This window comes from Oceanobacillus manasiensis (assembly GCF_000724085.1).
Lineage (GTDB): Bacteria > Bacillota > Bacilli > Bacillales > Amphibacillaceae > Oceanobacillus_B > Oceanobacillus_B manasiensis.
In genome coordinates, this window is the sequence record NZ_CCDL010000003.1 from 142610 (window position 1) to 166419 (window position 23810).

Annotated in this window: 25 protein-coding genes; 21 read left to right on the plus strand and 4 right to left on the minus strand. The window is 36.5% G+C overall.

All coding sequences use genetic code 11. From position 1 onward, the window contains the following. Positions 1 to 431 precede the first annotated feature (431 nt). Positions 432 to 2201 (plus strand): hypothetical protein, encoded by a 1770-nt coding sequence (locus BN985_RS14240; protein ID WP_141231383.1) that lies wholly within the window; start codon positions 432 to 434, stop codon positions 2199 to 2201. A gap of 371 nt (positions 2202 to 2572) precedes the next feature. Beyond that, the gene (locus BN985_RS14245; protein ID WP_042224237.1) at positions 2573 to 2884 is read left to right on the plus strand and encodes a hypothetical protein; all 312 of its coding nucleotides are present in this window, start codon (positions 2573 to 2575) and stop codon (positions 2882 to 2884) included. Here BN985_RS14245 and BN985_RS19585 read toward each other — a convergent pair. Continuing rightward, a complete protein-coding gene (locus BN985_RS19585) occupies positions 2858 to 3031 on the minus strand; it encodes a terminase gpP N-terminus-related DNA-binding protein (protein WP_084157566.1) in 174 nt (57 codons plus the stop codon). The genes BN985_RS14245 and BN985_RS19585 overlap by 27 nt on opposite strands. 256 nt (positions 3032 to 3287) lie before the next feature. Here BN985_RS19585 and BN985_RS14255 point away from each other — a divergent pair, with 256 nt between their 5' ends. From BN985_RS14255 to BN985_RS14270, 4 genes are all read left to right on the plus strand, one after another. After that, complete coding sequence (locus tag BN985_RS14255) at positions 3288 to 3920, plus strand: recombinase family protein (protein ID WP_042224238.1); 633 nt, start codon at positions 3288 to 3290, stop codon at positions 3918 to 3920. A 22-nt stretch (positions 3921 to 3942) separates the two neighbouring features. After that, a complete protein-coding gene (locus BN985_RS14260) occupies positions 3943 to 4746 on the plus strand; it encodes a sce7726 family protein (protein ID WP_042224239.1) in 804 nt (267 codons plus the stop codon). Next, a complete protein-coding gene (locus BN985_RS14265; RefSeq protein WP_042224240.1) occupies positions 4747 to 5691 on the plus strand; it encodes a sce7725 family protein in 945 nt (314 codons plus the stop codon). 573 nt (positions 5692 to 6264) lie between these two features. After that, positions 6265 to 6687 (plus strand): hypothetical protein, encoded by a 423-nt coding sequence (locus BN985_RS14270; protein ID WP_042224242.1) that lies wholly within the window; start codon positions 6265 to 6267, stop codon positions 6685 to 6687. Between the two features lie 247 nt (positions 6688 to 6934). Here BN985_RS14270 and BN985_RS14275 read toward each other — a convergent pair whose 3' ends face one another. After that, positions 6935 to 7792, minus strand: coding sequence for a hypothetical protein (locus BN985_RS14275; RefSeq protein WP_042224243.1), 858 nt, complete (start codon positions 7790 to 7792; stop codon positions 6935 to 6937). 301 nt (positions 7793 to 8093) lie between these two features. Between BN985_RS14275 and BN985_RS14280 the strand changes: the two genes are divergently transcribed. The 7 genes from BN985_RS14280 (at position 8094) to BN985_RS14310 (ending at position 14811) form a co-directional block, all read left to right on the plus strand. Continuing rightward, a complete protein-coding gene (locus tag BN985_RS14280; RefSeq protein ID WP_042224244.1) occupies positions 8094 to 8507 on the plus strand; it encodes a hypothetical protein in 414 nt (137 codons plus the stop codon). A gap of 16 nt (positions 8508 to 8523) precedes the next feature. Further along, positions 8524 to 8994, plus strand: a complete 471-nt coding sequence (locus BN985_RS14285; protein ID WP_232225596.1) for a hypothetical protein — start codon at positions 8524 to 8526, stop codon at positions 8992 to 8994. Positions 8995 to 9130: 136 nt separating this feature from the next. Continuing rightward, positions 9131 to 9835, plus strand: a complete 705-nt coding sequence (locus BN985_RS14290) for a hypothetical protein (protein ID WP_232225597.1) — start codon at positions 9131 to 9133, stop codon at positions 9833 to 9835. A 15-nt stretch (positions 9836 to 9850) separates the two neighbouring features. After that, positions 9851 to 10171, plus strand: coding sequence for a hypothetical protein (locus BN985_RS14295; protein ID WP_042224248.1), 321 nt, complete (start codon positions 9851 to 9853; stop codon positions 10169 to 10171). Between the two features lie 19 nt (positions 10172 to 10190). Beyond that, positions 10191 to 10499, plus strand: coding sequence for a hypothetical protein (locus BN985_RS14300; protein ID WP_042224249.1), 309 nt, complete (start codon positions 10191 to 10193; stop codon positions 10497 to 10499). Between the two features lie 19 nt (positions 10500 to 10518). After that, positions 10519 to 14181: a cupredoxin domain-containing protein gene (locus BN985_RS14305; protein ID WP_042224250.1), complete on the plus strand. Its 3663-nt coding sequence runs from the start codon at positions 10519 to 10521 to the stop codon at positions 14179 to 14181. Positions 14182 to 14217: 36 nt separating this feature from the next. Next, a complete protein-coding gene (locus BN985_RS14310) occupies positions 14218 to 14811 on the plus strand; it encodes an SCO family protein (protein ID WP_042224251.1) in 594 nt (197 codons plus the stop codon). Between the two features lie 275 nt (positions 14812 to 15086). Here BN985_RS14310 and BN985_RS14315 read toward each other — a convergent pair whose 3' ends face one another. Both BN985_RS14315 and BN985_RS14320 read right to left on the minus strand, forming a co-directional pair. Then, a complete protein-coding gene (locus BN985_RS14315) occupies positions 15087 to 15545 on the minus strand; it encodes an SRPBCC family protein (protein WP_042224252.1) in 459 nt (152 codons plus the stop codon). After that, positions 15538 to 15888, minus strand: a complete 351-nt coding sequence (locus BN985_RS14320; RefSeq protein WP_042224253.1) for a MerR family transcriptional regulator — start codon at positions 15886 to 15888, stop codon at positions 15538 to 15540. The genes BN985_RS14315 and BN985_RS14320 overlap by 8 nt, the downstream gene beginning before the upstream one ends. 141 nt (positions 15889 to 16029) lie before the next feature. Here BN985_RS14320 and BN985_RS14325 point away from each other — a divergent pair, with 141 nt between their 5' ends. The 8 genes from BN985_RS14325 to BN985_RS14360 all read left to right on the plus strand — a co-directional run bounded on the left by BN985_RS14325 (position 16030) and on the right by BN985_RS14360 (position 23786). Continuing rightward, positions 16030 to 16218 carry a DUF4177 domain-containing protein gene (locus BN985_RS14325; RefSeq protein ID WP_042224255.1) on the plus strand — a complete coding sequence of 63 codons (189 nt, stop codon included), beginning with the start codon at positions 16030 to 16032 and terminating at the stop codon, positions 16216 to 16218. Positions 16219 to 16410: 192 nt separating this feature from the next. Beyond that, positions 16411 to 17415 carry a DUF3231 family protein gene (locus BN985_RS14330; RefSeq protein WP_042224256.1) on the plus strand — a complete coding sequence of 335 codons (1005 nt, stop codon included), beginning with the start codon at positions 16411 to 16413 and terminating at the stop codon, positions 17413 to 17415. Between the two features lie 480 nt (positions 17416 to 17895). Then, the gene (locus BN985_RS14335) at positions 17896 to 18669 is read left to right on the plus strand and encodes an ABC transporter ATP-binding protein (protein WP_042224257.1); all 774 of its coding nucleotides are present in this window, start codon (positions 17896 to 17898) and stop codon (positions 18667 to 18669) included. Position 18670: 1 nt separating this feature from the next. Beyond that, complete coding sequence (locus BN985_RS14340; protein ID WP_042224259.1) at positions 18671 to 19426, plus strand: ABC transporter permease; 756 nt, start codon at positions 18671 to 18673, stop codon at positions 19424 to 19426. A 108-nt stretch (positions 19427 to 19534) separates the two neighbouring features. Beyond that, positions 19535 to 19906, plus strand: coding sequence for a VOC family protein (locus tag BN985_RS14345; protein ID WP_042224261.1), 372 nt, complete (start codon positions 19535 to 19537; stop codon positions 19904 to 19906). Between the two features lie 581 nt (positions 19907 to 20487). Next, a complete protein-coding gene (locus BN985_RS14350) occupies positions 20488 to 21696 on the plus strand; it encodes a hypothetical protein (protein ID WP_042224263.1) in 1209 nt (402 codons plus the stop codon). A gap of 34 nt (positions 21697 to 21730) precedes the next feature. Continuing rightward, positions 21731 to 22903 carry an ABC transporter permease gene (locus BN985_RS14355; RefSeq protein WP_042224264.1) on the plus strand — a complete coding sequence of 391 codons (1173 nt, stop codon included), beginning with the start codon at positions 21731 to 21733 and terminating at the stop codon, positions 22901 to 22903. Next, positions 22896 to 23786, plus strand: a complete 891-nt coding sequence (locus BN985_RS14360; protein ID WP_042224265.1) for an ATP-binding cassette domain-containing protein — start codon at positions 22896 to 22898, stop codon at positions 23784 to 23786. The genes BN985_RS14355 and BN985_RS14360 overlap by 8 nt, the downstream gene beginning before the upstream one ends. Positions 23787 to 23810 lie beyond the last annotated feature (24 nt).

The window sequence follows — 23810 nt, forward strand, 5'->3', positions numbered from 1 at the left end:
TTATAAGATAGTTGTTTAATGACTCTCAATTAATTTATCTTTTATCGTTGAAAAGTTGTTTTGCTTTGAATATAAAAACACCTCTTGTTTATAGTTAACCTATAACAAGAGGTGTTTTTTATAATATTAAGAGAGCTAACATCCAATGGGGGAATCACCGAAGTGACCCATTTCAAAGGAGAGAAGCGCTCATTTTCTCAAGTTGTTTATGTTATTAACATAACATAAACATATATCTCTGTCAAACGCAAATATGAGTAAACATTAATTCAAATCAATAAGGATTTAATCTATAATAAAAAGAGCACTGGCATCTTCTGGGGGAATCACCGAAGTGATCCATTTCAGAAGAGAGAAGTACTCTTTTCTGTTCTTATATTATGCCAATGGGTTCTGAATTATTTATATGGATAAAGAAAGGATTGTTTAAATTGTCCGAAGCTTTCAATGCCAAGAAATATTTTATAAACGGATTTAAATATTACATAAAGAATGACAATAAGTCATTGTCGAAAATATTTATGCCTAGTATCAGAGAGTTACTCATTGATTATATCGAAATCCATGAGGATATAAATACAAACCTTCAATTGGATAAACTAAGTAATGCTAGAAATGAACATCTGGAAGCCATGGTTTATTACATTAAAAGTAATATTTTATATGAGGACAGTCCCTACAGCAAGGAGTTAGGTTTACTTGTACATCAATTAGAAAATAAAAAAGAAAATTTTTTATTTTATTCTCAAGTATTCACTTTGTGTAATTCACTCATTAAAAAAATAGATAGGGCTAATATCTATTCTCAAATAGTTGAGCAAGTAAAGAAATATACTAGATTTAGTCAAGTAGAGAAAGCAATTCACTTCATTATAAATGAATTATTATATGACGGCTATTCTTTGAAATATTTAAACTCCTGGTATAATAGCAACCTCGGTAGAATGAATATTGACGAGCCTAATATAAATAATGTGTTAAATATGTTTGCGCAATTAAAGCAAGAGGATAAAAAATTTGTTTACTACATTAATGTGTTAGAGAACAAGTATTTCGTAGAAAATAAGTTGAATATTGATTTCAATCTTACATTATCTAAAGTAGATGAGAAAGGTCTAAAATCAGTTGAGAATAAGACCTTTTTACAAAATGCTAAAGGATACAACATTTGTAACATTGAAATTCAGACAAAGGATTATTATAAAGGACTTGATAACATATTAAATTCAATCAATTCTTATTTTCAAATGATTAATTATGTTTCTTTATCAGATATGAAGTTGTTTATGGATAGAATTATTTGTGCCAAACCAGATGGAACATTTGAAAATATCAGGATAAAAGAAGATCAGATATCTCATGACGCAGAGATATTGTTTGATAATACTGAGAATCGAGAGATACAAGATGTTAAGGATTTTATACGTTACAGAGAGAAGGTATTCACTGAGAATATAAATTCGCAAGAAGTTTTCAATATTCAAAGGGCATTAAACATAATTAAAAGCCAAATAACTCAATCACAAGAAAATAAAATAATCAATTTATGGGCGGTACTAGAATACATGCTTACATTTAAAGAATCTGGGGGAAGTATAATTTCCAAAGTAAAAGATATAGTTCCTAAAGTGGTAAGTTTATATTTCCTTAAAGACAAAATAAATGTATTTTGGAGTCACATTTACGATCAAAGAAATAGAGATATCCCTATCGTTAACGAATTTCTTCAATGCAAAAAAAAGGATGATAATTATCAATACGATTTAAATAAGCTAATACAGTTCATCTCACAAAAAGGTAAATCACTCATTTCAGAATTAGAATTCAGTGCAATACTCTCGAAAGAGATTGCTGAGATAGGTTTATATCTTGAGAAACCTAAAGAGTTAGCAAAACAAATAGAACTTAGGAATAAAGAAATCAATTATGATTTAGTTCGGATATATAGAGCGAGAAATATGTTAATTCACTCAGGACGAGAAACCAAGACAGATTTAAATTGCAAGGCATTAAGATTATATAAATACAACAACAATTTAATAGGTTTAGTTATTTATTATATGTGTGAGAATCCACACTATAGAATAACAGAAATCTTAAATTCTATTGACTATACATATGATAATTATCTGGACGAATTAAAAAAAAGTTCAATCAGTAAAAATGAGATTGTAAAGCCCAAATATCTCTTTATTAGTTAAATTTAATGAATCTGTTTGCAGCTAAAGCTACAATTATTGCTGTGTTCCCTTTTGAACGAGAACAGTAGGGCCCTACGTTAGATGATTGAGGGTGAAATGTATTTTATTAAAGAACAATATTCACAATAAAAGTTAGTTAGGTGAATTCCAATACTCTTATTTATTGTCTACTAACAGTACTCAACACACGTCGAGTGCGTGGCGTTGATAGAGTTAAAATAGCTTGGTATCAATAGGTTTAGCAGACTTTAGGTGAAAATTGAAGTGTGTTTTATGTTCCCTCGGACTTATGTTCGGGGGATTTTTTGACCCCCGGGGGCCTACTTTTACGCAGAAAGAGTGGTGGAATTTTACAGAGAGGGTTAAGCAATATGACGGAAGGTATGCTCGAAACAATCCGAAAAGCTATTCCTAATTCTGCTTGGGTTGGTTATACCGGTACACCAAAATTCCCTGAAACACGAGAAATCTTTGGTGAACATCTACATGCATATACCATTAAAGAAGCTATTGCGGATAAAAACGTCTTAGGGTTTAACGTTGAATTCAAGGAAACGATCGAACCTCCCGTAGATCCTACTGAAGATGATATCGATGATAATGTTCGTGGTAGTGTTTATGACTATAGTCCAGATCAGGATGTTCCTTTAATCAACTTAGAATCTGGTCCTGATGAAGGTTAATTTTCGCTTTCTCGTTTTCATTTCCTCCACCCACTTATAAACTTCTTCAAAATCTCTTTCCAAATAATCATACACAGTTGTTCGCGATAGATTACATTTTCTAGCTATAGCAGCAATTTTAAAACCATGCTTCTTCAATTGATGCACTTATACAATCACTTCTAATTAAGACACCTTCCCAGCCCTCCAACATGTAGTTTACTAATTAAGTCTAACTGATGGGCGTTGATTTGAGTAGAAAGTGTTCAGTTCTAACGAGCAAAAACAGTTCAATTTAGTTTAGCAGTTACAAATTTTTATAAAGGTATGAGTAATATTTAAAAACGTTTATAAACTATTATATACATTTACAAACTAAATGGATATGATTAACATACAACATGCCTAATGGAGCGGATTAATTATGAGTAATAAGACTTTTGCATATCTAAGTGTATCTAGCAGTGATCAAAATGAAGCTAGACAGCTGAAAGAAATTCAGAAATTGGGAATAAATGAATGTGACATTTTCATGGATAAACAAAGCGGTAAGGATTTTAACAGACCGCAATATCAAGCTCTAAAACAATGCTTGCGAGAAGGTGATTTACTATATATAAAATCTATAGACAGATTTGGTAGTAGCTCTAAGGAAATTAAGAAAGAATGGGAAGAAATTACTCAAGATATTAAGGCAGAAATAAAAGTCTTAGATATGCCATTGCTAGATACTACAAAATATAAAGACCAATTAGGTACGTTTGTTAGTGAGTTGGTACTGCAAGTATTGTCATTTGTTGCTGAGCGGGAGCGAGAAAATATTAGAAAACGACAAGCAGAAGGTATAGCAGATGCAAAAGCAAGTGGAAGGCATTTAGGAAGACCCAAACTAGAGTTAGATACACTGAGCAAGAAACAAAGAATGGACTTGGAAAAAAACTATCAAGCGTGGAGGGACAAAATAATTACAGGAGTTCAATTTGCTACTATATTACAATTAAAAAAGAACTCTTTTTATAAAATAATTAAAAAATATGAAAAAAGTAAACATGAATAACATAAAAGAAAAGAGTGGTTAGATGGAAAATGCAAAATTTAATGATTGGTTTAATAAAAAAACAATTACAAAGCTAATTGAAAAAGATATCGATGAGAAAGTATCGAAACAATTAGTTAATTCCAAAAGCTTATATAAAGAAATGGCATTTTCTTATAGGAATGAGTTCTTCTATAAAAATACTCTTTTCAACAAGTGTGTTTTAGGGAGGTATAGTTTAAATACAACAGTTGCATTAAGTGAATTTGAGATCGACAATTCAAAGGCAGATTTTGCAATAATTAATAAGAAAAAGTCTTTTGTTGTAGAGATTAAAACCGACTTAGACACATTAGACAAATTGATATATCAAATTGAAGATTATTATAAAGTCTTTTCTTTAGTGTATGTACTAACTTCGGAGAACTACTATTATCAAGTGTACCGCTTAGTTAAAAATACAAGTGTAGGAATTATGGTATTAACCAAGAGGAACACTATTAGTATTAGAAAGTTTGCAAAAGATGACGTCAGCAAATTGAAACATGAAAATCTTTTCAGGCTTTTAAGGAAGGAAGAGTATGAGGACTTAATTGAAAATCAATTCAAAGAAGTTCCAGAGGTAAAACCTATCTTCAGATATTCGGCATACTTAGACGTGTATAAACAATTAGAATTAGAAAAATCCCAAAAACTAGTATTTAAGGAGATTTTAAGAAGGATAAACAGATTTGATGTAGAATATTTAAAGAGAGTGCCTTTGGAATTAAGATGGCTAGTTTACCAATCACATTTAAATCGTGAAAAATTTGAAAGGCTCTTAAATAATTTACAAGGGGGCATTTAAATGTATTTTCCGTTTTTACGAGGTAAACAGCACGAGTTATTTGCACTAAGAGATTTGAAAGATTCTAATGTTTTGTCAGGAGAAGTATTACCAGTTATCGAGCCAGTTAAATATTCTACACAGTTGGTGAGTACAGTAAGGGGATTACTTGATGATAACCGAAAATTGATTATGATAATGAATCCCAGTGTAGGAACATTTGTGGACGATTTAAATGACAATGAAGAACTAATGGAAGAAATTTTAGAACTTATGGGAGAACAGAATGCGACTATTGGTTATTACTTGAACTCGAATGCAGCTATAGAAGAATTGCCCCAACTTGTTAACAGATGTGAAAGAACTCTGCGGGAAACAGCGGTTTTTCACAGTGATTTAAGACATTTAGATACTTATGATGTAATGTTTGCTGAAAATGAAGCAAGGTATAATTTTGTTGCTGACATAAAGCCCCTCAAGAGAAGATTTGCAAATAATAATGGAGTCATCTTAAGAGATTCTTTTATAAAACGTACACCTAACGCTGAATATCTGAATCATCAAGTTGAGTGGTTTTCTTCAGACCATTTAGATTTTGAACAAGAAGGATTCTTAGGTTTTTCTGATTATTCTATTGTAGGTGAAGAATATACTGAAAGCGGATTCGGTGCTAAAGCTGTTGCTTTTCATATTCTTTATCCCGATGAAGCGAAGAATTTATGGGTGAGGCATTTTGTATCGGATTCAAATGAAAATCGGGCTGACCAAGCGGGTAAATTCGGTGAAGCTCTTTATAAATTCATAGATTGGTATAACCAAAATGAAACAGCATTAATTGATACAGAAGGAATAAATGAATTATTAGAGTGTTATAAAAATGGTAACTATCCTGGTCTAGGAATGCTAAAGCGTTATTCAATTAAACACCATTTAGAACTTGTTGGTAATATGTTGGTGAAGGTTTAAAATGTATAAAATGAGACCTATCTCTTAATGAGTTAGGTCTTATTTTGTTATTCCTTTACGTCAATTTTAGAGGTGTGGAATTGTGCTTCTTATTAGTTTACTGATTTCATCCGAACCACTCGCCACGCTGGAGTGAGACAAGAAGATGTTAGCAAAACAAAGTCCTACAAGTTTTATCTTTTTTGGATAACCTCCCCACCGATAGTACTGCATTTATTTGGTAAACCTGTTGCGTTAATCACCCTTTATGGAATTCTAGGTGCACTATTTATGCTTTTTTTACTATAACACTTATCTATCTCTTATATCTAGGCAAATTGACAATCCGTTTAGAAGTGACAAACTTTCGAAAATTGTCCTTTCGCTTAGTGAATTATTATTTACCGTCCTAACATGTATCAAACTGTACAATATAATTGGCGGATTCTTTTAGGGCATTACAAACAATCGAGAGGAATAGTAAAGGATTGGAGACTACAATGACTCCAATCCTTTTACGTTAAAAAAGTATTCTAATGAACAAGAAAGCCCTCCATTTCATACTTTACAGTAAGTGTGAAAAGGAGGTTGAGTATGAAAATTAGACAAGGTGCAACCCCACTCCGTGTCTATGAACAAAAAGGAATAATCTCTAGGATTGGAATGGATTATGTAGATTTGCAGCAAAGTGATAATACAACGATTAGAGTGTTAACAAAATGGATTACGAATATTAAGTGGGTAGATCCACATTGTAGAAACAAGTGCCTAGACAATGTAGACCTTGAGAAAACATGCGATAACAAAAAACATCAACGACGTTGCTCGGATTGTCATCGGCAACATCAAAATTGCCATTGTCGCCTCAAAAAAGACAACATCAAGGACCCAGTCATCCCATATTGCGATGGGCGAATTTATCTACGCTTAGCAGGATTAACCAATGACCTCCCTTACAAACTATTCCGCCACAAAGGATGTAAAGTAGTGTTAGAACTATCAAGCGAATCTAGTTGAGCATGAACAGTTAAAGAAAAAACCGGAACATGATGGTCTCTCCACTAATCATATTCCGGTTATTATGTTGTTAATAGGTGAGAGCTTATATAAAGTGGAGGAAATACATGAAGACTCCAGCGGGATTAAAAGGCATAGGTGAGACCCCACAGTGCTGTAAAGCACGAGGAGGCTCACCAGCCGCCCGCGGAAAGCGAATGTATTTCCGGAACGGTAATTATAAATCTTACTAGGCCTTCGTAGTATTTCACTCCTCCAACTCAATCACACAAACCACATCATAATCAATCCCGTACTTTTCCCCATACTTACTAATCGACATGAAATTTTCCTTCACCATCTCTAACGTTCCATCCAATTCATATTTATCAATATCCGTTTTTACATAACAGTAATACCCTACATAACTTTCCAAGAACATACTCAAATTCAAGCCAAAAAATAGATTGACTAAAAAAGGGCTCCTCGTAACAGTTTCCCCGAAATGAAACGTTAGTTTACGTCTTAAACAAGGATTAATTGTAAGTAGTTCTTGTTCAAGCTGCTGAGTAGTAGCTTCTTCTTTCTTATCGTACTGAATAGATAGAACCCTTGTAGTAGGGATAATGGAAATGTTTCCAGTATTCGCATTTTCGATAATAATAAAATCTAACCCCGCATCAATAAAACACCCTGATATCTCTTCCTTCTTCCCTTTACAGTTAAAATGTACGGTTACAAAGAGCTTACGTAACGTGCGAAGGCTTTGTTGGAGTGCTCTTTCATTCGGTTCATCGGCCTCCTCACCAGCCTCATCATCATCTCCACCCACAGCAAGTGCGAGAAGAAGTTCATTCGCCCTTTCAATGCACTCCCTAATCTCCTCAAATTCTTTAGGAGGGAAGGCAGTATTGGCTGATGGGAATTTCTTTTGTGGAAGCCGTTCTGGGCAGTCTTTTGGCAAACAAAAATCATCCTCCGCATTTGCAGGAACGACTTCTGGACAGTTAAAGGCTCTTTTTCCTTGGATGAATTCGGATTCTAAGCACTCTATATCATCCCAAACTTTATGATCGTTCAAATTTTTAGCAGTAGGATAAACCTTATTATAAGTTGGAATTGTCACCAACCCCCTTTACTTCTGTGCATACACCTAGTGTATGGGTATTAGTTGATTTTGTTGTTGGGCAAATGACTAAATTAGTTCATTGTAAAGATTTGATTGCTGGTAATAGTCCAAGCACCTAAATACATAGCAATTATAAAGTGAGACTTCAATCAGTGGGAGTTTCGTTCTTCACACTGATTGTTAGTGGAACAAATCGGCGTGTTAGCGTTCGTTTACTCCCATCACGGTTTCACTTCATGTTTTAAACGGCCGGTTATTCCGGGTTAAATGGGAAGTTTGGGGGAGAAGACCAGTGATAATGGGGAATTTAGGGTTTGTGTTGTATGGAAACCTCGTTCTTATCATCTTATTTTATTTATACCTTTATAAAATCCGGAAGCTTATTGGCTTTCAACTAGGGATGAATATCTCCATGCTAGTAGGGGGATTTGGTGCCATTGCCACAGGAGTCCTACTCATTTATCAATTTCCATTAAAATTTGTCATCGTTACCATGATCACCGTCGTAATAGGGATGTTTATAGGGGCCATTTTTGGTGCGTTATTTGACTACCAAACGCTTTTAACAGGATATATAAATGGTTTAATGATGGGGATGATGGCACCAATGGTGGGAGCAGCGGCCAATAACAGTATTTTTTTTCTCGTGTTTATTGAAGTCGTTTTCCTGATTTCTCTGCTACTCGTTTTCCTTTCCGCTAAAAATACATAAGAGAGGAGACGCGTAGTTGAATATAACCCAATTTCTTATCATCCTGTTTATTGCGAACGGTATGCTCGGTCTTTCCTTTTATTTCGTCATGTATAAAAAAAGGAAATTATTTACGGACCGTTTTGGAATGGTAATGGCAATGGTCGGTAGTGGCATTCTCTCCTTCAATCTTGCTATGATGCTTTTTTTTATGTTTCCTTTCAATCTAAGTACACTCGCCATCATTTCTACATTGGTAGGTGGCAGTATAGGAATCATGTATGGAGCACTCGTACGATTCCAGTCGTTATTGGGGGGATTCTCTCAAGGGACCCTTGGTGCCATCATGGGGACCATGTTTGGGGCTGTAGTGGAAAACCCAGCATTATGCGGGTTACCTGCTTCCTATTTTACCGATGTAGAGAAAACGATGATTCTATTTAGTTTGTTTGGCACGGGATTGGTTATGACCACATTTGGTCTGTTATTTTATTCTTTGCGAGTATGAATGATCGAGGTATTGAAAGGAGGAGAACGGACTGGAAACCAAACAAGATAAGGACCAATTAAAAAGAAGAATCCACTTAAATGATTATACGGAGTCTTTACTTGAACAAAGAAAACAGGAAGCAAGAAAGAAAGATGTGATTAATGAACGGAATCAACGGAGGGGGGAGGGACTTACCTCACCAACTACCATTACAACGACAGAAGAGACACGCTTACTAATGGAATATATGGACCGAGCGAACATCTTACATATATCACAGCATAATAAAAAACGAGGGAAGCTGTTAACGCTTCGGAAGTTCTTTAAATCCAAACGGAATCAACAGGTGGAAGTTTATTTTACGATTGGTACGGAATCCCATTACAAGGAGGGGAAAGTAAGCACGGTTGGGCGAGATTTTGTCATGATCACCAATTTAAAAGAGCGCGTGTGGATTCCTTATTCGGTTATTGAATCAGCTAATATTGTGTACGGTATTCCTACCTATTCTAATACCCATCAGCATTATCTCTATGACAATAATCTGCGTACCAAGCTCTTACGTAACTTCGGAGATACCGTTGCAAAGCGTGATAATTTGAAACAACAATTCTTTGAAGAAACCTTACAGACGAATTTAAATACATGGAAAGACACGTGGGTGCATGTTTGGTTTGATGAAGATGCTAAAAAGCTTGGTAAGATAATTGGCTCCGATGAGAAATTAACTATTACGTTGATGGGGAGAAAGGAAGAAATCGAATTTAGCGAGATAAGATATATGGAAACCATTCGCTTATTAAGCTTGGTAACATATGGTTTTAAGCATTATAACAAAAATAGAAGAACGGCAACTTAAAGGAGGGGGAGTTTCATGGTAAAGGAAAAGAAACCAGCTATCGATAATGAAGAAATAGAAGATCGTTTTTTTAGAGAACTATTAGCCCTTAAGGGAGAAAGTATACTCCTAGTAACAGAATCGGATCAGCTGAATTTATTTGGTCAAACCTTTCGTCCAGTGTTTTGTGGCGAGATAATGGATGTTCAACAAGGTCAGCTTACACTTTTTCCAGTAAATATCAAAATGGTAAACGCCCCATTTTTTAACTTTCCCACACCACTAAGTATTCCATTAGAAAAAATTGCGCATTTTACACCAGACTTTGATTGTAATGAAAGAATTCCACTAACGTAATAAGGGGGGGTGAATAGATATGAGTCAAGAAAAAGCTAATACAGAATGGGAGTACCCTACCGTCAATGTACTCCATGATCAAGCGCTTGTAGAGGAGTTTATTGAAGGAATTGGTAAAAACATATTCATTATGACGCCATCCTTTCCCTATATTTTTATTGGAAAACTGGTGGAGGTTATTGAGGACCAGGCTGTAGTTGATGTGAAAGTCACAACCATTTCTGAACTAGAAAATCGGCAGTGGTATGTCCACATCCACCAGATCGAAGTTTTCTATATCCAACAAAAAGGGCAACCAAGAATCCCTGAATTAAGGGATGATTACTAAGTCACCGAGGGGGGAAGATATGAAGCGCCATTATCATGTTGTTGCAATATCGATTCGAATTGTGCTAAATAATTTTGGTGATTACAACCGTGATGGGATGATGTATGTCTTAAAGGAAAACGAACAGAAAGTGAAGGAATTAGTAAGAAAAAATCCTTTCAGCCCTGTCAGCTTGGTGGAACCCCTTTGCATCAGAGCGAATGTAGGGGATGAGGTGGAGGTTTTATTTGAAAACCAAATCCATTATGCAACAGGGATGCATTTTCAAGAAGCAGATTATAATGTTCTAAATTCCGATGGTGCCAATGTTGGCTTAAACCCAAGTTCTCTGGCTGAAACAGGCGAGAAGATTCTTTATACACTAAAGGTCAATCACGAAGGTGTTTATATGTTTTCCGATTTAGGTGATCCAGATAGTAGTGATGAGGGAACCAATATTAATGGGATGTTTGGGTGCTTATTTGTTGAACCACGTGGCTCATGGTGGACCGATCCTGTGACAGGTGGACCTTTAAACAGTGGGGTTTATGCTGATGTACATCACCCTTTTTTGCCGTCCTACCGAGAATATGCCTTTATTTTTCACGATGAAATGCCCACCAAGGATGTCACAGGGAATCGACCGTTAAATCCTGAGACGAATCAAGAGCGGGAATCGACCCATGCTATAAATTATCGCTATGAACCTATGGAAAACCGGGCTCGCTTATTAGAGGAAGGGGTAGTTTGCCCTGATTGTGAAGGGGAGGAGGTCCACCATGATTCATGGGTGTTTGGTGATCCTGCCACGCCAATTTTGCGGGGGTATCGCGGGGACCCTGTGAAATTTAGGCTTGTAAATGCCGGTGTTAAAGAGACCCATGCCTTTCATTACCATGTTCACCAATGGTCGAAAGATCCAAAAAATACGGAGTCAGAAATTTTGGATGCACAAGCGGTGAGTCCACAATCCTGGTACACTGTTCAACCACATTACGGATTAGGCTCTCTTCAAGGGGCATTTGGAGATGCCATCCTTCACTGTCATCTTTATCCCCATTTCGGTGTAGGGATGTGGGGATTAAACCGCATTTTTGATACGCTCCAGGATGGCAGTCAATGTTATCCAAATGGTGAACCGATCGCGCAATTACAGCCACTGCCAGACCGTCCATGCCCGCCTATGCCAACAAAAGAAAAACCAGGTTTCCCTAACTTTATTCCAGGAAAGCTTGGCTGTAAAGCACCGCGTCCACCGCTTGGAATTGTTGGCGGACGTGACATGACAAAGCTGGAAAAGAATGCAGCGATACCAAACCCAAGGCCTGGTTCCGTATTTGCAGACGCCTGTGCTATAGCTGAGAACCCAGTAGTGCAGGAGTTTAATGTTTCCCTTATTCAACTGCCTATTGTATACAATAGGCAAGGTTGGAATGATCCAATTGGGAGAATCTATGTCTTAGATGAGGATAGGGAAGATGTTTTAAGCGGGAAGAAGGAACCGGAACCATTAGTCCTTCACATGACAGCCAACAGCTGTGTGCGGATTAACTTTACGAATTGTCTTCCTGAAGTGGCGGCTGGGAATGCGTTCCAGCTTGTGACAAGAGCGTATGAAGCATCATTCCATGTTCACTTTGTGAAATTTGATGTGCTTGCCTCAGATGGGTCAAATGTAGGCTGGAACTATGATTCTAGTGTTTTATCAGGGGAAACGATACGATACGAATACTTCGCTGATGTGGAGTTAAAAGCATGGTTTTTTCACGATCATTTGTTTCCGGGTTTTCATCAGCAGCATGGTGTCTTTGGGACAGGGGTTGTGCATCCTAGGTTCAGCTCATTTTTGGATTCTAAGACAGGGGAAGAAGTGGATCATGGCGTACAAATTACTGCTGTTCACCCGCTTATTCCTGATTACCGGGATATGGTCCTGATGGTGCATGATTTTGCCTTGCTTTTTGATAAGGATGGTTGTCCACTCCAACCACCGGAATTTCCTAGTTCCCAGGATGACCCAGGTTTATTTGGGGTCAACTATAAAAACGAACCGCTCCAATTCCGTTTAGGTAAAGACAAAGACCCAGCCTATTCTTTTAGCTCGTTTGTTCATGGAGATCCGATCACCCCTATTCTACATAGCTATGAGGGAGATCCTATTCGGATTAGGCTATTACAGGGGGCCCAAGAAGAATCACACAGTTTTAACGTACATGGATTACGCTGGAAAGCAGAATATCCCGATTCTGAAACGAAGCTTAGAGACCAGCAGCACATTAGTATATCTGAATCCTTTACATTACAAATGGATGTGCCAAGAGCAGGAGATTATCTGTGGACATTTGAAACGGAAGAAGATTTATGGAACGGCTTATGGGGGTTAATACGGGCATTTGATGAAGAAGTGGATTTTCTTATTCCATTGCCAGACCGCCAATGTCCGCCCAAACGCACGAAGGCCCTTCCGGAACCGACGGGAAAAGCTCCAGCAAAGGCTGAGGTCGTTACATCGCCAGGACCTGTAAATGCTCCAGTAAAATCCTTTAATATCGTCGCTTTTCATACACCAATTATTTATAGTAACTGGGGTGAACGGGATCCTTTTGGAATTGTATTTGCCCTTGAAGAGGATGTAGAAGAAATATTAAATGGTAAAAATCCCGAGCCGCTTATTATTCGAGCCAACCAAGGTGATGTAGTGGAAATAAATCTGACGTCTCGACTGGAGCGTGGTGAATTTCCGTATCCAGACGGCATTTGGAAATACCCACCTGTAAAAGAGCAGGCGTTTTATCCACCATCTCTCCGAATATCGTTACATGCTCAGCTTCTTGATTATGATGTGAAAACATCGGCGGGAGAAACAGTTGGCTTCAATCCTGATCAAACAGTAGCACCTGGTGATGTCGTCACCTATAAATGGTATGTAGACAATCCAGTTGGAGCTTGTGGGTTATGGGATATGGCGGATATTCGAAATCATCGCTCCCTTGGTACGTATGGTGCCTTTATAGCGGAGCCGAAAGGAACGGTCTATTTAGATCCTTTTTCGGGAGAAGAAGTGGAAACAGGTGCTAATGTTGTGTTAAGAAATCCTTTTTTATTAGACACAAGGGAGTTTGTTCTTGTTATGTATGATGGGGCACGATTGGTCGATCGAAAAGGAAACCTAATTATTGACCCGGTAGACGGCATTTTAGGTGGTGTAGATCCAGAAGATAGTGATGATTTAGTAGACACGTATGATAATGGTTCCAGAGGATTTAATTATCGTACAGAACGATTAATCAACAGGTTGCTAAAGTATCCCGAGCTTAAGGATTTATTCAGTTCAAAGGTGTTTGGCGATCCTTCAACCCCATTGTTTGAAGCGTATCCAGGTGATCCGATAACAATAAGGTTAGTAAATCCATCCGAACGCCGACGATCCCATACCTTCCATATCCATGGACACTATTGGAATAATGATGATAAAGATATTTCTTCCGAGGTAAGATCCATAGAAGGTGAGATTGTGACGGGTCATACAGTAGATTTACCATTGCACTATGGTGCTGGTAGTTTGTATAACTATCCAGGGGATTACATGTATCGCTCTGGTAATATTCGCTGGGATATTGAACAAGGAATGTGGGGAATTATTCGGGTTCATGCTTCCAAGGAAAAACATCTTCTGGAATTAAAAAATAATAATGAAGACTGACTTATCCCACAGCTATCTGCTGGGAGGTGATGAAAGATGAAGAAAACAGGTAAGCTACTTGTGGTTTGTTTGGTTATAGCTGGGTTTTTCCTCGTTTACTGGTTATGGCCAAATAACGATGGGTTGCCTATTCTTGATGAAGTGAATGCCTTTCAGTTAGACGACGTCCATGGAGAGCCATTTGAATCAACGAATGGAAAGGCCAAATTGGTAGCCTTTTTCTTTACGGATTGCCCAGATATTTGCCCATTAACAATGGTCGATTTAAAAGAATTACAGACTATGTTGAAGGAAGAGAATTTATTTGGCGATAAAGTGGAGCTTGTCAGTATTTCGCTTGATCCAGATAATGATACCCCTGAAGTAATCACCGACTATGCAGCAAATTTTCAAGCCGACACGAAAGGATGGAAGTGGCTAAGGGGCACCCCGGAAAACACAAAGCAAATTGCTAAAGAATTTCAAATGCAATATGAGATAGAGGATGATACGGTGTTATATCATTCTACCACCATGTATTTACTAGATGAAAAAAGCAACATACGCGCCCTTTATGACATGGCATTCTCTGATAAGCCTGTGAAGAAAGAAGATATATTAGAGGATATCGTCTTGTTGACAGAAGAATAAAATTTTGGAGGCTAATTGGCTAGGAATTAGGCTATTTGTATTTCTAATTGTCTAATGATTGCTGGAGGTTATTTAGTAGACAAAAAGAAGAGCTTCTTGTTATTTAAGTCAACTTAACAGAAGGTCCAGCATATATCACAATTGAAGATCCCGATGGTAATCCAATCTTAATTGACCAACACCGTTATGATCATTAAAAAAAGTAGGGAAAAGACGCTAATTTAGTGTCTTTTCCCTATTATGTAATGCCTCAATAGCAACCATCTTCCATTCCATCACGACTCAAGATTCATTGCTTCCCGATTCACCCTTTCTAGAAAGTCTTGAACAACTTGCTCGTTTCCTTTCTTGTTTGCAAGCTTCATCATTGCTCTACCAACAAAATTGACACCTTTGTTATGTCCGGAATAAATGAATTTCGTCTGGTTGTCATCGATTTTTTCTAGGGTAAAGTTAAGATTAATTTCAAAGGCCTTCCCAATAATAAAACTAATTTTTTTATGTTTTTTCATTGGTGTAACTTCATATGCTAATGTTTCCACGATGTATGTTTCGACTCTTTTTCCTTCACGATAACTTTGTTGATGCTTTGCGCCTACTTCTGTCTCTGTCTTTTCTACTAACGTGTGTTCTTCGACCTTTGGCATGATTTTTTTTATGTTTTTGTCTGAAAACAGACTCCAAATCGTTTCAATATCCCTGTCAATAATCGTTTCTTCTTTCCATTCAATCATCGTTTACATCTTCCTTTCCAGATTTTAAAAATTCATCAATCTCCTCTGTTTGTTGGCGAAGATCTTCCATTTGCAGTTGAATTTTCTCTTTCTTTTGCAATAGTAAGTCCTCTAAATGAGAGAAAGATTCATCCTCCATGACAGAAATCATCTCCTGAATTGTAAATCCAAACCTTCTAAGTTTTCCTAAAAGAATTGCTAAGAAATAGCTGCCGTCATCGTAGTATCGGTAATTATTGTGTGGGGCAATATATGCTGGCTCTAGAATTTTTACCTCTGCGTAGTAGCGGAGGGTTTCTTTACTTAAACCGGTAATTTCTGCGAATTCACTTATTTTATACATGGGTCTCACTTTCCTCTCACTACAAGTTTAAAACGTGGGGTGCACAACATAGTCAAGGTTTGAGATATCATAAAATAGGAAGGAAAATAGTCTTTTTTGTTTAAGTACTTATTATAACACCTAACCTAGGAGGCTCTTAATATGTATGAACACAAATTTGTCAAAGTTGATTTATCTAGCTTCAAACTAGAACCCAAAGAAGACTATCATTCCATTATCCACGAACACGAAAAGGAAGGATGGGAATTAGTCCAAATTTTCGCTCCAGGTACAAAAGGATATGGCACAGCTTCCTTCTTTGAAATAATATTAAAACGCAAGAAGGACTAAAACATGTTTTTAGTAGGGGTGTATATTTTTACAATTTGCAGTAATTTGCTTCTATGATTAGCAGATCCTTAACAGATGGGCAAACCTCAATTATGATAAATTTTTTCGAAAGTGTTTTTCGTTGGTACACATGTTTTTTACTAAATAGCCCACAATATATGAAAAGGATATATTGATTGGAGAATTTTTGTTATGAATACGGGTATCTCAAATTTAACTTCAGCAGAAATGGGAAAACTTTGGGCGACATATACTGGGAATACAATGGCAAAATGTGTGCTTCGCTTTTACTTAAACCATGTAGAAGATAAGGAAGTTAAAAAGGTATTAGAATATGCTTTCGGCTTAGCTGAAATGTTTGTGAAAAAGATAGAAGGCTTCTTTAAAAAAGAAGGTTTTCCTGTACCAGTAGGTTTTTCGGATGAAGACGTAAACTTAAAGGCACCGAGACTTTTTATTGATGAATTCTACCTGTATTATTTACAGTATACCGGAAAAGCCGGGATGAGCATTTATACTGCTGCGATCGCTATCGTAACCAATAAGGACATAAGAGATTTCTTTGTTGAAAGTCTAAATGATACGGTTAAATTGATTAGGAAAACAAATGATATTTTGCAATCAAAAGGGAAGCTCATGAACGCGCCTAAAGTACCAAATCCGAAAGAAGTTGAGTTTCTCCATAACCAAAGCTTTTTAAATGGTTATGTTGGAGATATAAGACCACTTCATGGACTAGAAGTTGCACATTTATTTGACAATATTAACAATGACGTCACAAGTAAAGCGCTTATAATTGGATTTAGCCAAGGTGCGCAAGATAAACGTGTAAAGAAGTATCTAGAACGTGGGAAAAATATTAATAAAAAACATGTTGAATTATTATCAAAGAAACTTCATGATGATTACTTACCTTCACCTACTTATCTAGACCACATGGTAACGTCGTCTACCATACCTCCATTTTCTGATAAACTAATGGTCGCTCATAAAATAGATATGTTTTCGATGAAGATAAGAGAATATGCTAATGGGTTATCACTAAATGGAAGAAAAGATATTGGAATGCTATATGCAAAATGTTTAATGGATGTTTCGTTATATGTAGAGGATGGAGCAAATCTGATGATCGACAATAGTTGGATGGAGCAACCTCCAATTACGGTAAATAGAAATAAACTGAACTCAAAAGATTAAACTTGCGAAATCTTAATAGCGCATTACTTAAGACCTTTAATATACAGAAAATGTATGTTAAAGGCCTTTTGATTATGGTGTTTATGCAAGCAAAGCTAACATTATATACTTAAGAAAACAGTTATTTTAATTATATAGTAACCCTAATAATCATACTGTCAAAGCCAACATCTATTAAATGCTAAATGTCGACAGAAAGAAGAGTTTTTTAATTTTAATAAAAAATAAGGTTTAAATGTTTGAAAATTTACAATATAATAGCAGTACCGACTTGTAGTTATGTTAACTGAAAATTCTTCCTCAGCTTTATGGCTAACAGATTTCCACTTTTATTCAACTCAGAACATCTTACCAACTGTGAGAACTTCCAAGTTTTTAATAATCTATTATACACGTAACCTTAACAATCAAGGGACGGCTGTTTAGGTAATCAGACTGTATGTTATTCCCGCAAGATAAATGATGTTGGAGGAGGATAATATGAGCACTATTCCAAATGAAGAAGTGTTACCGAGTGAACCATCCTTGATTGTTGAAAATATAACCAAAAAGTATGCGGATAATATTGTATTAGACCAGTTATCTCTAACCATTAATCAAGGTGAGATCCATGGCATTTTAGGGAGGAATGGTATTGGTAAAACAACCTTAATTGAATGTATGGTTGGGCTTAGGGCATTCAATGAAGGCGCGATTAAATTTGGTGAACTTGATATTTCACAAGATAGAGAAGAGATCATCAAACAGGTAGGGATTCAGCCGCAAGAAGCTAATTTGTTTCCAAGGTTGTCTGTTCACGAAACAATGCAATTGTTTGCTAGCTTTTATGGGGAGCCACTAGCTTATAACGATATAATAAATGATTTAGATTTAGAGAGTATAAAGAATAAGCGTATCAAAAGTTTATCTACAGGGCAGAAACAACGTTTATTAGTGGCGCTTTCTTTAATTGGTAATCCTTCTTTCATTATTTTAGATGAACCAACAACAGGGATAGATCCGCAAATAAGACAATTAATTTGGAAAGTGTTGCGAAAAGTTAAAACAGAGAATTATTCCATATTATTATCGACCCATAGTATGGAAGAAGCAGAGAAAATTTGTGACCGTATTTCTATTCTACATAATAGAAAGATAGTTGCTACAGGAACACCGAAGGAAATTATCAATACATACAGAAAAACGCTGAACGATACATTAGAGGATGTATTTCTAATCTTAACCGGCTCGTCATTACGAGGGGAGATTGATTAATATGGTGGTAGATAAAGTAGCTTTAAAATACTTAGTTTCAAGTGGTATGAAGGGGATTTACAGGGATCCAAAAATTTTCTTTTTCTCTTTATTATTTCCCTTTTTCTTTTTAGCTATGTTTGGTGGGATGAGTATTGTAATTGAGCCATCTGAAGAGTTAGGACTATCATTTATCGAGTACTTATTTCCGGGTATTTTGATTTTTGCCCTTTTGTCTATTGGCTTTATGGGTACTTCTGTGCCGTTAATTGAGATGAGGCAAAAAGGGATATTGAAAACGCTAAACACTACACCTCTTAATGAGTTTACATTTATTCTCTCGCAAATTTTAGTTCGGTTAATTTTAGGGTTTATGCAAATTTTGATTTTTACTATTCTAGGATTTTTCATGGGTTTTATTAGTTTAGGAAATGTTCTGCCGTTCATTTTGATTGGGTTAATAGGATTGTTGATGATCTTAACGCTTGGGTTTTTGTTTGGAGGAATATTTAATAATACCGAAGTAGCTTCAGGTGTATTAAGTTTTGGAATGGTTCCACTTGCCATGCTTAGTGGAGCAATGCTCCCATTGCATATCCTACCAGATGTGTTTGATACCATTTCTTATTTCATTCCATTCACATATCTAGCTGAGCTTTTTCATGAAGTCTTGTTTGATCTAGATGTAAAATTACCGATGTTTGGAAATATCATTGTCTTACTAGTCCTTAGCGCAGCGTTTTTCCTTTTGACTAAATTCACTTTTCGTTGGACTTAGTATAAGAAGCAATCAGATGTACCAAGAAGTAACTCGCCAGCTATGCCTTTTGAGTTACCTTTTACAATACATTCTATAAACAAATACGAAAATAAAGGGAGAGACACGATGAAATTAGGAGCGTTTTCTGTAAGTTTAAATGTTAAGGACATTCATCTATCAAAAGCATTTTACGAAAAACTGGGATTTAGCACACTAGGCGGGGATATTAATCAAAATTGGCTTATCATGAAGAACGAACATACAGTAATTGGTCTCTTCCAAGGAATGTTTGAGAAAAACGCTCTTACATTTAACCCAGGTTGGAACAGCAATGCTGAAAATCTAGATGATTTTACGGATGTACGCGAACTACAAAAGAAGTTGAAGGAAGAGGGTATCGAATTAACTCAAGAAGCTGATGGATCAACAGAAGGACCTGCATATATTGCAATAGAAGATCCGGACGGTAATCCAATCTTAATCGATCAACACCGTTAAATTGTAATGCCATAATGAATAAGTGAGAAGTAGAGACAAGGCGCTAAAAAGTGCCTTTTTTCTCTATCAAGGGAGCGGTTTTCCAGGGGATGCATGTTGAAGACATCCCCTTTAAAGAACTTCCGAAAGAAGATTCCCTCTTCAAGCGCATTCTCTATGTATAACCACTTTATATTCATTGTGAACTATCTTAGGTTGGGACCAGAACAAACGATGCCAAAGATGAATTTGTGTCTTTAGGTGTATACATCACAGTCGTAATGTAGTAAATTAGCAATAGTGAGAAAATTTTACAAGTTTATACATATGGGACTCTGTTATCGACAATACATACATACAAAACTTCAGTAAATCCCTTTTTAGACAAAAAATTGAACTATAGTTCGTTGTCAGATTTCGCCACGAGCTATGATTTTAACATTCTTTTTACATAAGAATGTTCGATAAGTAGAACCACACCATAGTTCGGGGCGAAAGCCGTACGTCTAAAAGCAGGCACTAGCGCTTTTGTTACGGGACAAGCATGTAAAACTTACGTGCGGTGCAACGGAGAATATCTCTGCATAAAAAGGGGTAATGAAATGATTCGTTCGTTATTTAAACATGAATTTATGCTTATGTTAAAAAGCAGGAAAAACAATATTTTTATTGGTTTCCTATTTATTTTACTGCTTGCTTACTGCTTTATTATTCAGCCCAACCAGGAAACCGCGGACTCTTTTAATCCCAATCTTCAGGAGCAGGAACTGGAACTGATGGCCGCACAACAGGAAGCTAGAATGGCCAGAGGCTCGACAGGTTTTGGTAATTTTACCGGAAATTCGATCTATGCGACAACAGAGTATAACTACCGTTTACATAACAAGATGAAACACGCTTATGAAGATGGTGACTTTACAAGGTTTTTACATCTGCTGACATATTCCCATGAATCAGGTTTCAGTAGCTTTTTTGACGATATGGCAGCTGAATATGCCATGTCTCCTTTTCCAGTGAAAGACATGATGCACTTGTATCAGCAAACACTGTTTAGTTATGAGGCGCATTTAGAACAGGATGAACCAATAACCTACCCTATGATTGAACAAAAAACCACTGTACAAACGATGCAAAATGCGCTTTTGAGTCCAGTCACTTATCTTATTTTATTTGCAGTCATTTATTTCAGCAGTGACATCATTACAGTGAATCGTGGTTACAAAACATTGCTACAGGGGCTTCCCATGCCTTGGTATAGGCAGTTGAACGTAAAATCATTCACCTCTTTTACGTACACTTTAGCTGTCTTGTTCATATTAATGCTTGCAGGAATGGGCATTATAACGGCCTTAAACGGGTTTGGTTTTTCTAACATTTCCGTGCCTGTTGTTAAAACCAACGGAAATATGATGAGGGAAGACTATGCGTTTATTGCTTTCGGTGATTTTCTCCTGAAAACCTCTAGTCTGATGGTTGTTCTTATTTACCTTTTCACTCGATTAAGTACGGTACTTAGCCTACTATTCAAAAATCAGTGGATTGTCCTGTTTATCGGAACGATCGTATTATTTTCCCAGCAATTCTACTATTCCAGAATCAAGAAAAGTCTATTCGGAATGGATGTCAGCAACTTTCCGCAAACCTATTTTGAATTTGGCAATGTCGTAAAAGGAGAAAAAATCTTTCTTCTTAATCTCGATACCATCACTTATGCAAAAGGGATTACAGTATTATTAATTACAGTTGTTCTAATAGAAATCACTTTATTTTTTGTATCAAAGCTAATCAAAAAACGCAGGTTTTACGCTTAGCCCGCCAATACTTAAGCCAAGGAAGGAAATATCTATGTTCTGGAAGTATTTTCTTTTTGAAACAAAATTAATGGTCCGTAATCGTAAAAATTTATTTTTGGGTGCAATTCTCGCACTCTTTTTTCCGATTTTCTTTTTTTATTACAGTGACACGGAAGTAGAAACAATTGAAAGTGAAAAAAGAAGTGAGAAGGAGATGATTAATGCTACATTTGATTCGTTTCCATTGTCGCAGGAAGAAACACCAGAAGGGGCAGAAATTCATGAAATTTACCTGGAGCAATCTTCTTTAGTAAATTATCAGCTCTACTATTTAGCCTTCGTTGGGTTGGATGAGACGAATGAAGAATATATCGAAAACGGACTCAAGTTAAATGAATTACGTTTGCGTGTCCATGAATTGGACAACCAGGGAATCCCTTCACAATATATTATTCCGAAAGAAGAAGTTTTACAAAGCAATGCATTTTTGCAACATGCGTTGGAAAATCAAATCCAGCTTGAGCCGGATCCTTTTGTCGCAACAGATTATCTCATGCATGCATTAGGTATACTCAGCGGATTGTTTTTTCTATTATTTATGATAATCAGCGGAAGTGAAATACTTTTGTATGAAAAAAAGCATCAGACAGTCATGAAAGGCTTTCCACTCTCAATTATGAATAAAATACACGCAAAAGTAATGATTCACTTTTTGTATATGATGGTCTTTTTGACAGCCGGGATTATAGCAGGAGGTTATATTGCTGCTCGGGAGGCGGGTTTTGGGAATTTATCCTACCCCGTGATGATTTTTATGAACAATGACTATGTAGCGATACCTGCATTCCAATATTATATATATATTCTGCTGGCAATTGCTCTTATTGTCATCTTACTTTATTATACAGCTGCACTCTTTAATACCCTTTTTAAAAATTCGTATGCCACTGTAATGATAGCACTTATTATCTTTTACATCCCCGACCTGTTCTTGATGATCGGATGGAATACGGCTTGGTTGCACCCGATTAAAATTATTGATATTTCCGGGGTTCTCTCAGGTGATGTAGCTGTCCAATTTGGGAACGGACAAATAGATTATGGCTATGCGATGATTTGGCTCGCTGTTTTCGTGGTGATGATCTCAGGTGCTCTGAAACTGATACAGTGGCGTTCATATAAAGGAAGCAATCGAAATATGACGGAGGAGAAGCGATATGCTTAAATTAAAAGATGTTTCAGTAGCTTATAAGGATAAAAAAGTGCTTGATAAGCTCTCATTGACGGCTGATAAAGGGGAAGTTATCGGTTTAGTCGCCCCGAATGGGACAGGGAAGACCACCTTGTTTAATGTCATCGCCAATTTTTTAAAACCAAATAGCGGGACGGTAAGCTTTAAGGAAAAACATACATACAGATCGGAAAAAGAAGAAATACGTATCCATAAACAGCTGGCAACATTCCCTGATCAAAGTGATTTATTTGAAGAATTATCGGGGCTTGATCATATGAAATTGTATGCAACTATGTGGCAGAAGACGACAAAGCATCTCCCTTCCATCGTAGAATCATTACATATGACTGATTATGTAAAAAAGAAGGTGCGAACATACTCACTGGGTATGCGGCAACGACTGTGTTTTGCCATGATGGAAGCTGCTGACACACCGATGATGCTTATGGATGAAGTCATGAATGGCTTAGACTTGTCCAATGTGGCATTAATATCACAACGTTTAGATGACATGAAAAAGAAGGATAAATTGATTTTTGTAGCTTCTCATTTATTGGAGAACCTTGATTTATATGCAGATCGGGTGCTGTTTTTAAAAGACGGCAAGATTATTCACGAACAGCATTTTCATGGAGACAGTGAGGCATTTATTAAAATCTCACTGGAAGAAGAGCAGTATCAGCTTGTGAAAAAAACATACGCTTTGCCGGATGATCATCACTATATTGCGAATCATTTATTATGTATCCCCATTAAAGATATGCTTATGGAGCGTCAGGCAGAATGGTTAGATCGGCTTCTTCCGTTTAACCGTGAAATTACAATTGGCCCACTTGGAACCATAGAATTTTATGAAAAATATTTTCATAGTTAGATTAATTAATAGCACACGGGAAAG

Excerpts from the sequence above, each read along its gene's own strand:
- BN985_RS14315 (WP_042224252.1), bottom strand. The coding sequence starts at position 15,545 with ATGATTGAATGGAAAGAAGAAACGATTATTGACAGGGATATTGAAACG.
- BN985_RS14280 (WP_042224244.1), top strand. The coding sequence starts at position 8,094 with ATGGGGAATTTAGGGTTTGTGTTGTATGGAAACCTCGTTCTTATCATC.
- BN985_RS14335 (WP_042224257.1), top strand. The coding sequence starts at position 17,896 with ATGAGCACTATTCCAAATGAAGAAGTGTTACCGAGTGAACCATCCTTG.
- BN985_RS14300 (WP_042224249.1), top strand. The coding sequence starts at position 10,191 with ATGAGTCAAGAAAAAGCTAATACAGAATGGGAGTACCCTACCGTCAAT.
- BN985_RS14320 (WP_042224253.1), bottom strand. The coding sequence starts at position 15,888 with ATGTATAAAATAAGTGAATTCGCAGAAATTACCGGTTTAAGTAAAGAA.
- BN985_RS14255 (WP_042224238.1), top strand. The coding sequence starts at position 3,288 with ATGAGTAATAAGACTTTTGCATATCTAAGTGTATCTAGCAGTGATCAA.
- BN985_RS14345 (WP_042224261.1), top strand. The coding sequence starts at position 19,535 with ATGAAATTAGGAGCGTTTTCTGTAAGTTTAAATGTTAAGGACATTCAT.
- BN985_RS14310 (WP_042224251.1), top strand. The coding sequence starts at position 14,218 with ATGAAGAAAACAGGTAAGCTACTTGTGGTTTGTTTGGTTATAGCTGGG.
- BN985_RS14360 (WP_042224265.1), top strand. The coding sequence starts at position 22,896 with ATGCTTAAATTAAAAGATGTTTCAGTAGCTTATAAGGATAAAAAAGTG.
- BN985_RS14340 (WP_042224259.1), top strand. The coding sequence starts at position 18,671 with ATGGTGGTAGATAAAGTAGCTTTAAAATACTTAGTTTCAAGTGGTATG.
- BN985_RS14295 (WP_042224248.1), top strand. The coding sequence starts at position 9,851 with ATGGTAAAGGAAAAGAAACCAGCTATCGATAATGAAGAAATAGAAGAT.
- BN985_RS14305 (WP_042224250.1), top strand. The coding sequence starts at position 10,519 with ATGAAGCGCCATTATCATGTTGTTGCAATATCGATTCGAATTGTGCTA.
- BN985_RS14245 (WP_042224237.1), top strand. The coding sequence starts at position 2,573 with ATGACGGAAGGTATGCTCGAAACAATCCGAAAAGCTATTCCTAATTCT.
- BN985_RS14260 (WP_042224239.1), top strand. The coding sequence starts at position 3,943 with ATGGAAAATGCAAAATTTAATGATTGGTTTAATAAAAAAACAATTACA.
- BN985_RS14330 (WP_042224256.1), top strand. The coding sequence starts at position 16,411 with ATGAATACGGGTATCTCAAATTTAACTTCAGCAGAAATGGGAAAACTT.
- BN985_RS14325 (WP_042224255.1), top strand. The coding sequence starts at position 16,030 with ATGTATGAACACAAATTTGTCAAAGTTGATTTATCTAGCTTCAAACTA.
- BN985_RS14265 (WP_042224240.1), top strand. The coding sequence starts at position 4,747 with ATGTATTTTCCGTTTTTACGAGGTAAACAGCACGAGTTATTTGCACTA.
- BN985_RS14270 (WP_042224242.1), top strand. The coding sequence starts at position 6,265 with ATGAAAATTAGACAAGGTGCAACCCCACTCCGTGTCTATGAACAAAAA.
- BN985_RS14350 (WP_042224263.1), top strand. The coding sequence starts at position 20,488 with ATGATTCGTTCGTTATTTAAACATGAATTTATGCTTATGTTAAAAAGC.
- BN985_RS14355 (WP_042224264.1), top strand. The coding sequence starts at position 21,731 with ATGTTCTGGAAGTATTTTCTTTTTGAAACAAAATTAATGGTCCGTAAT.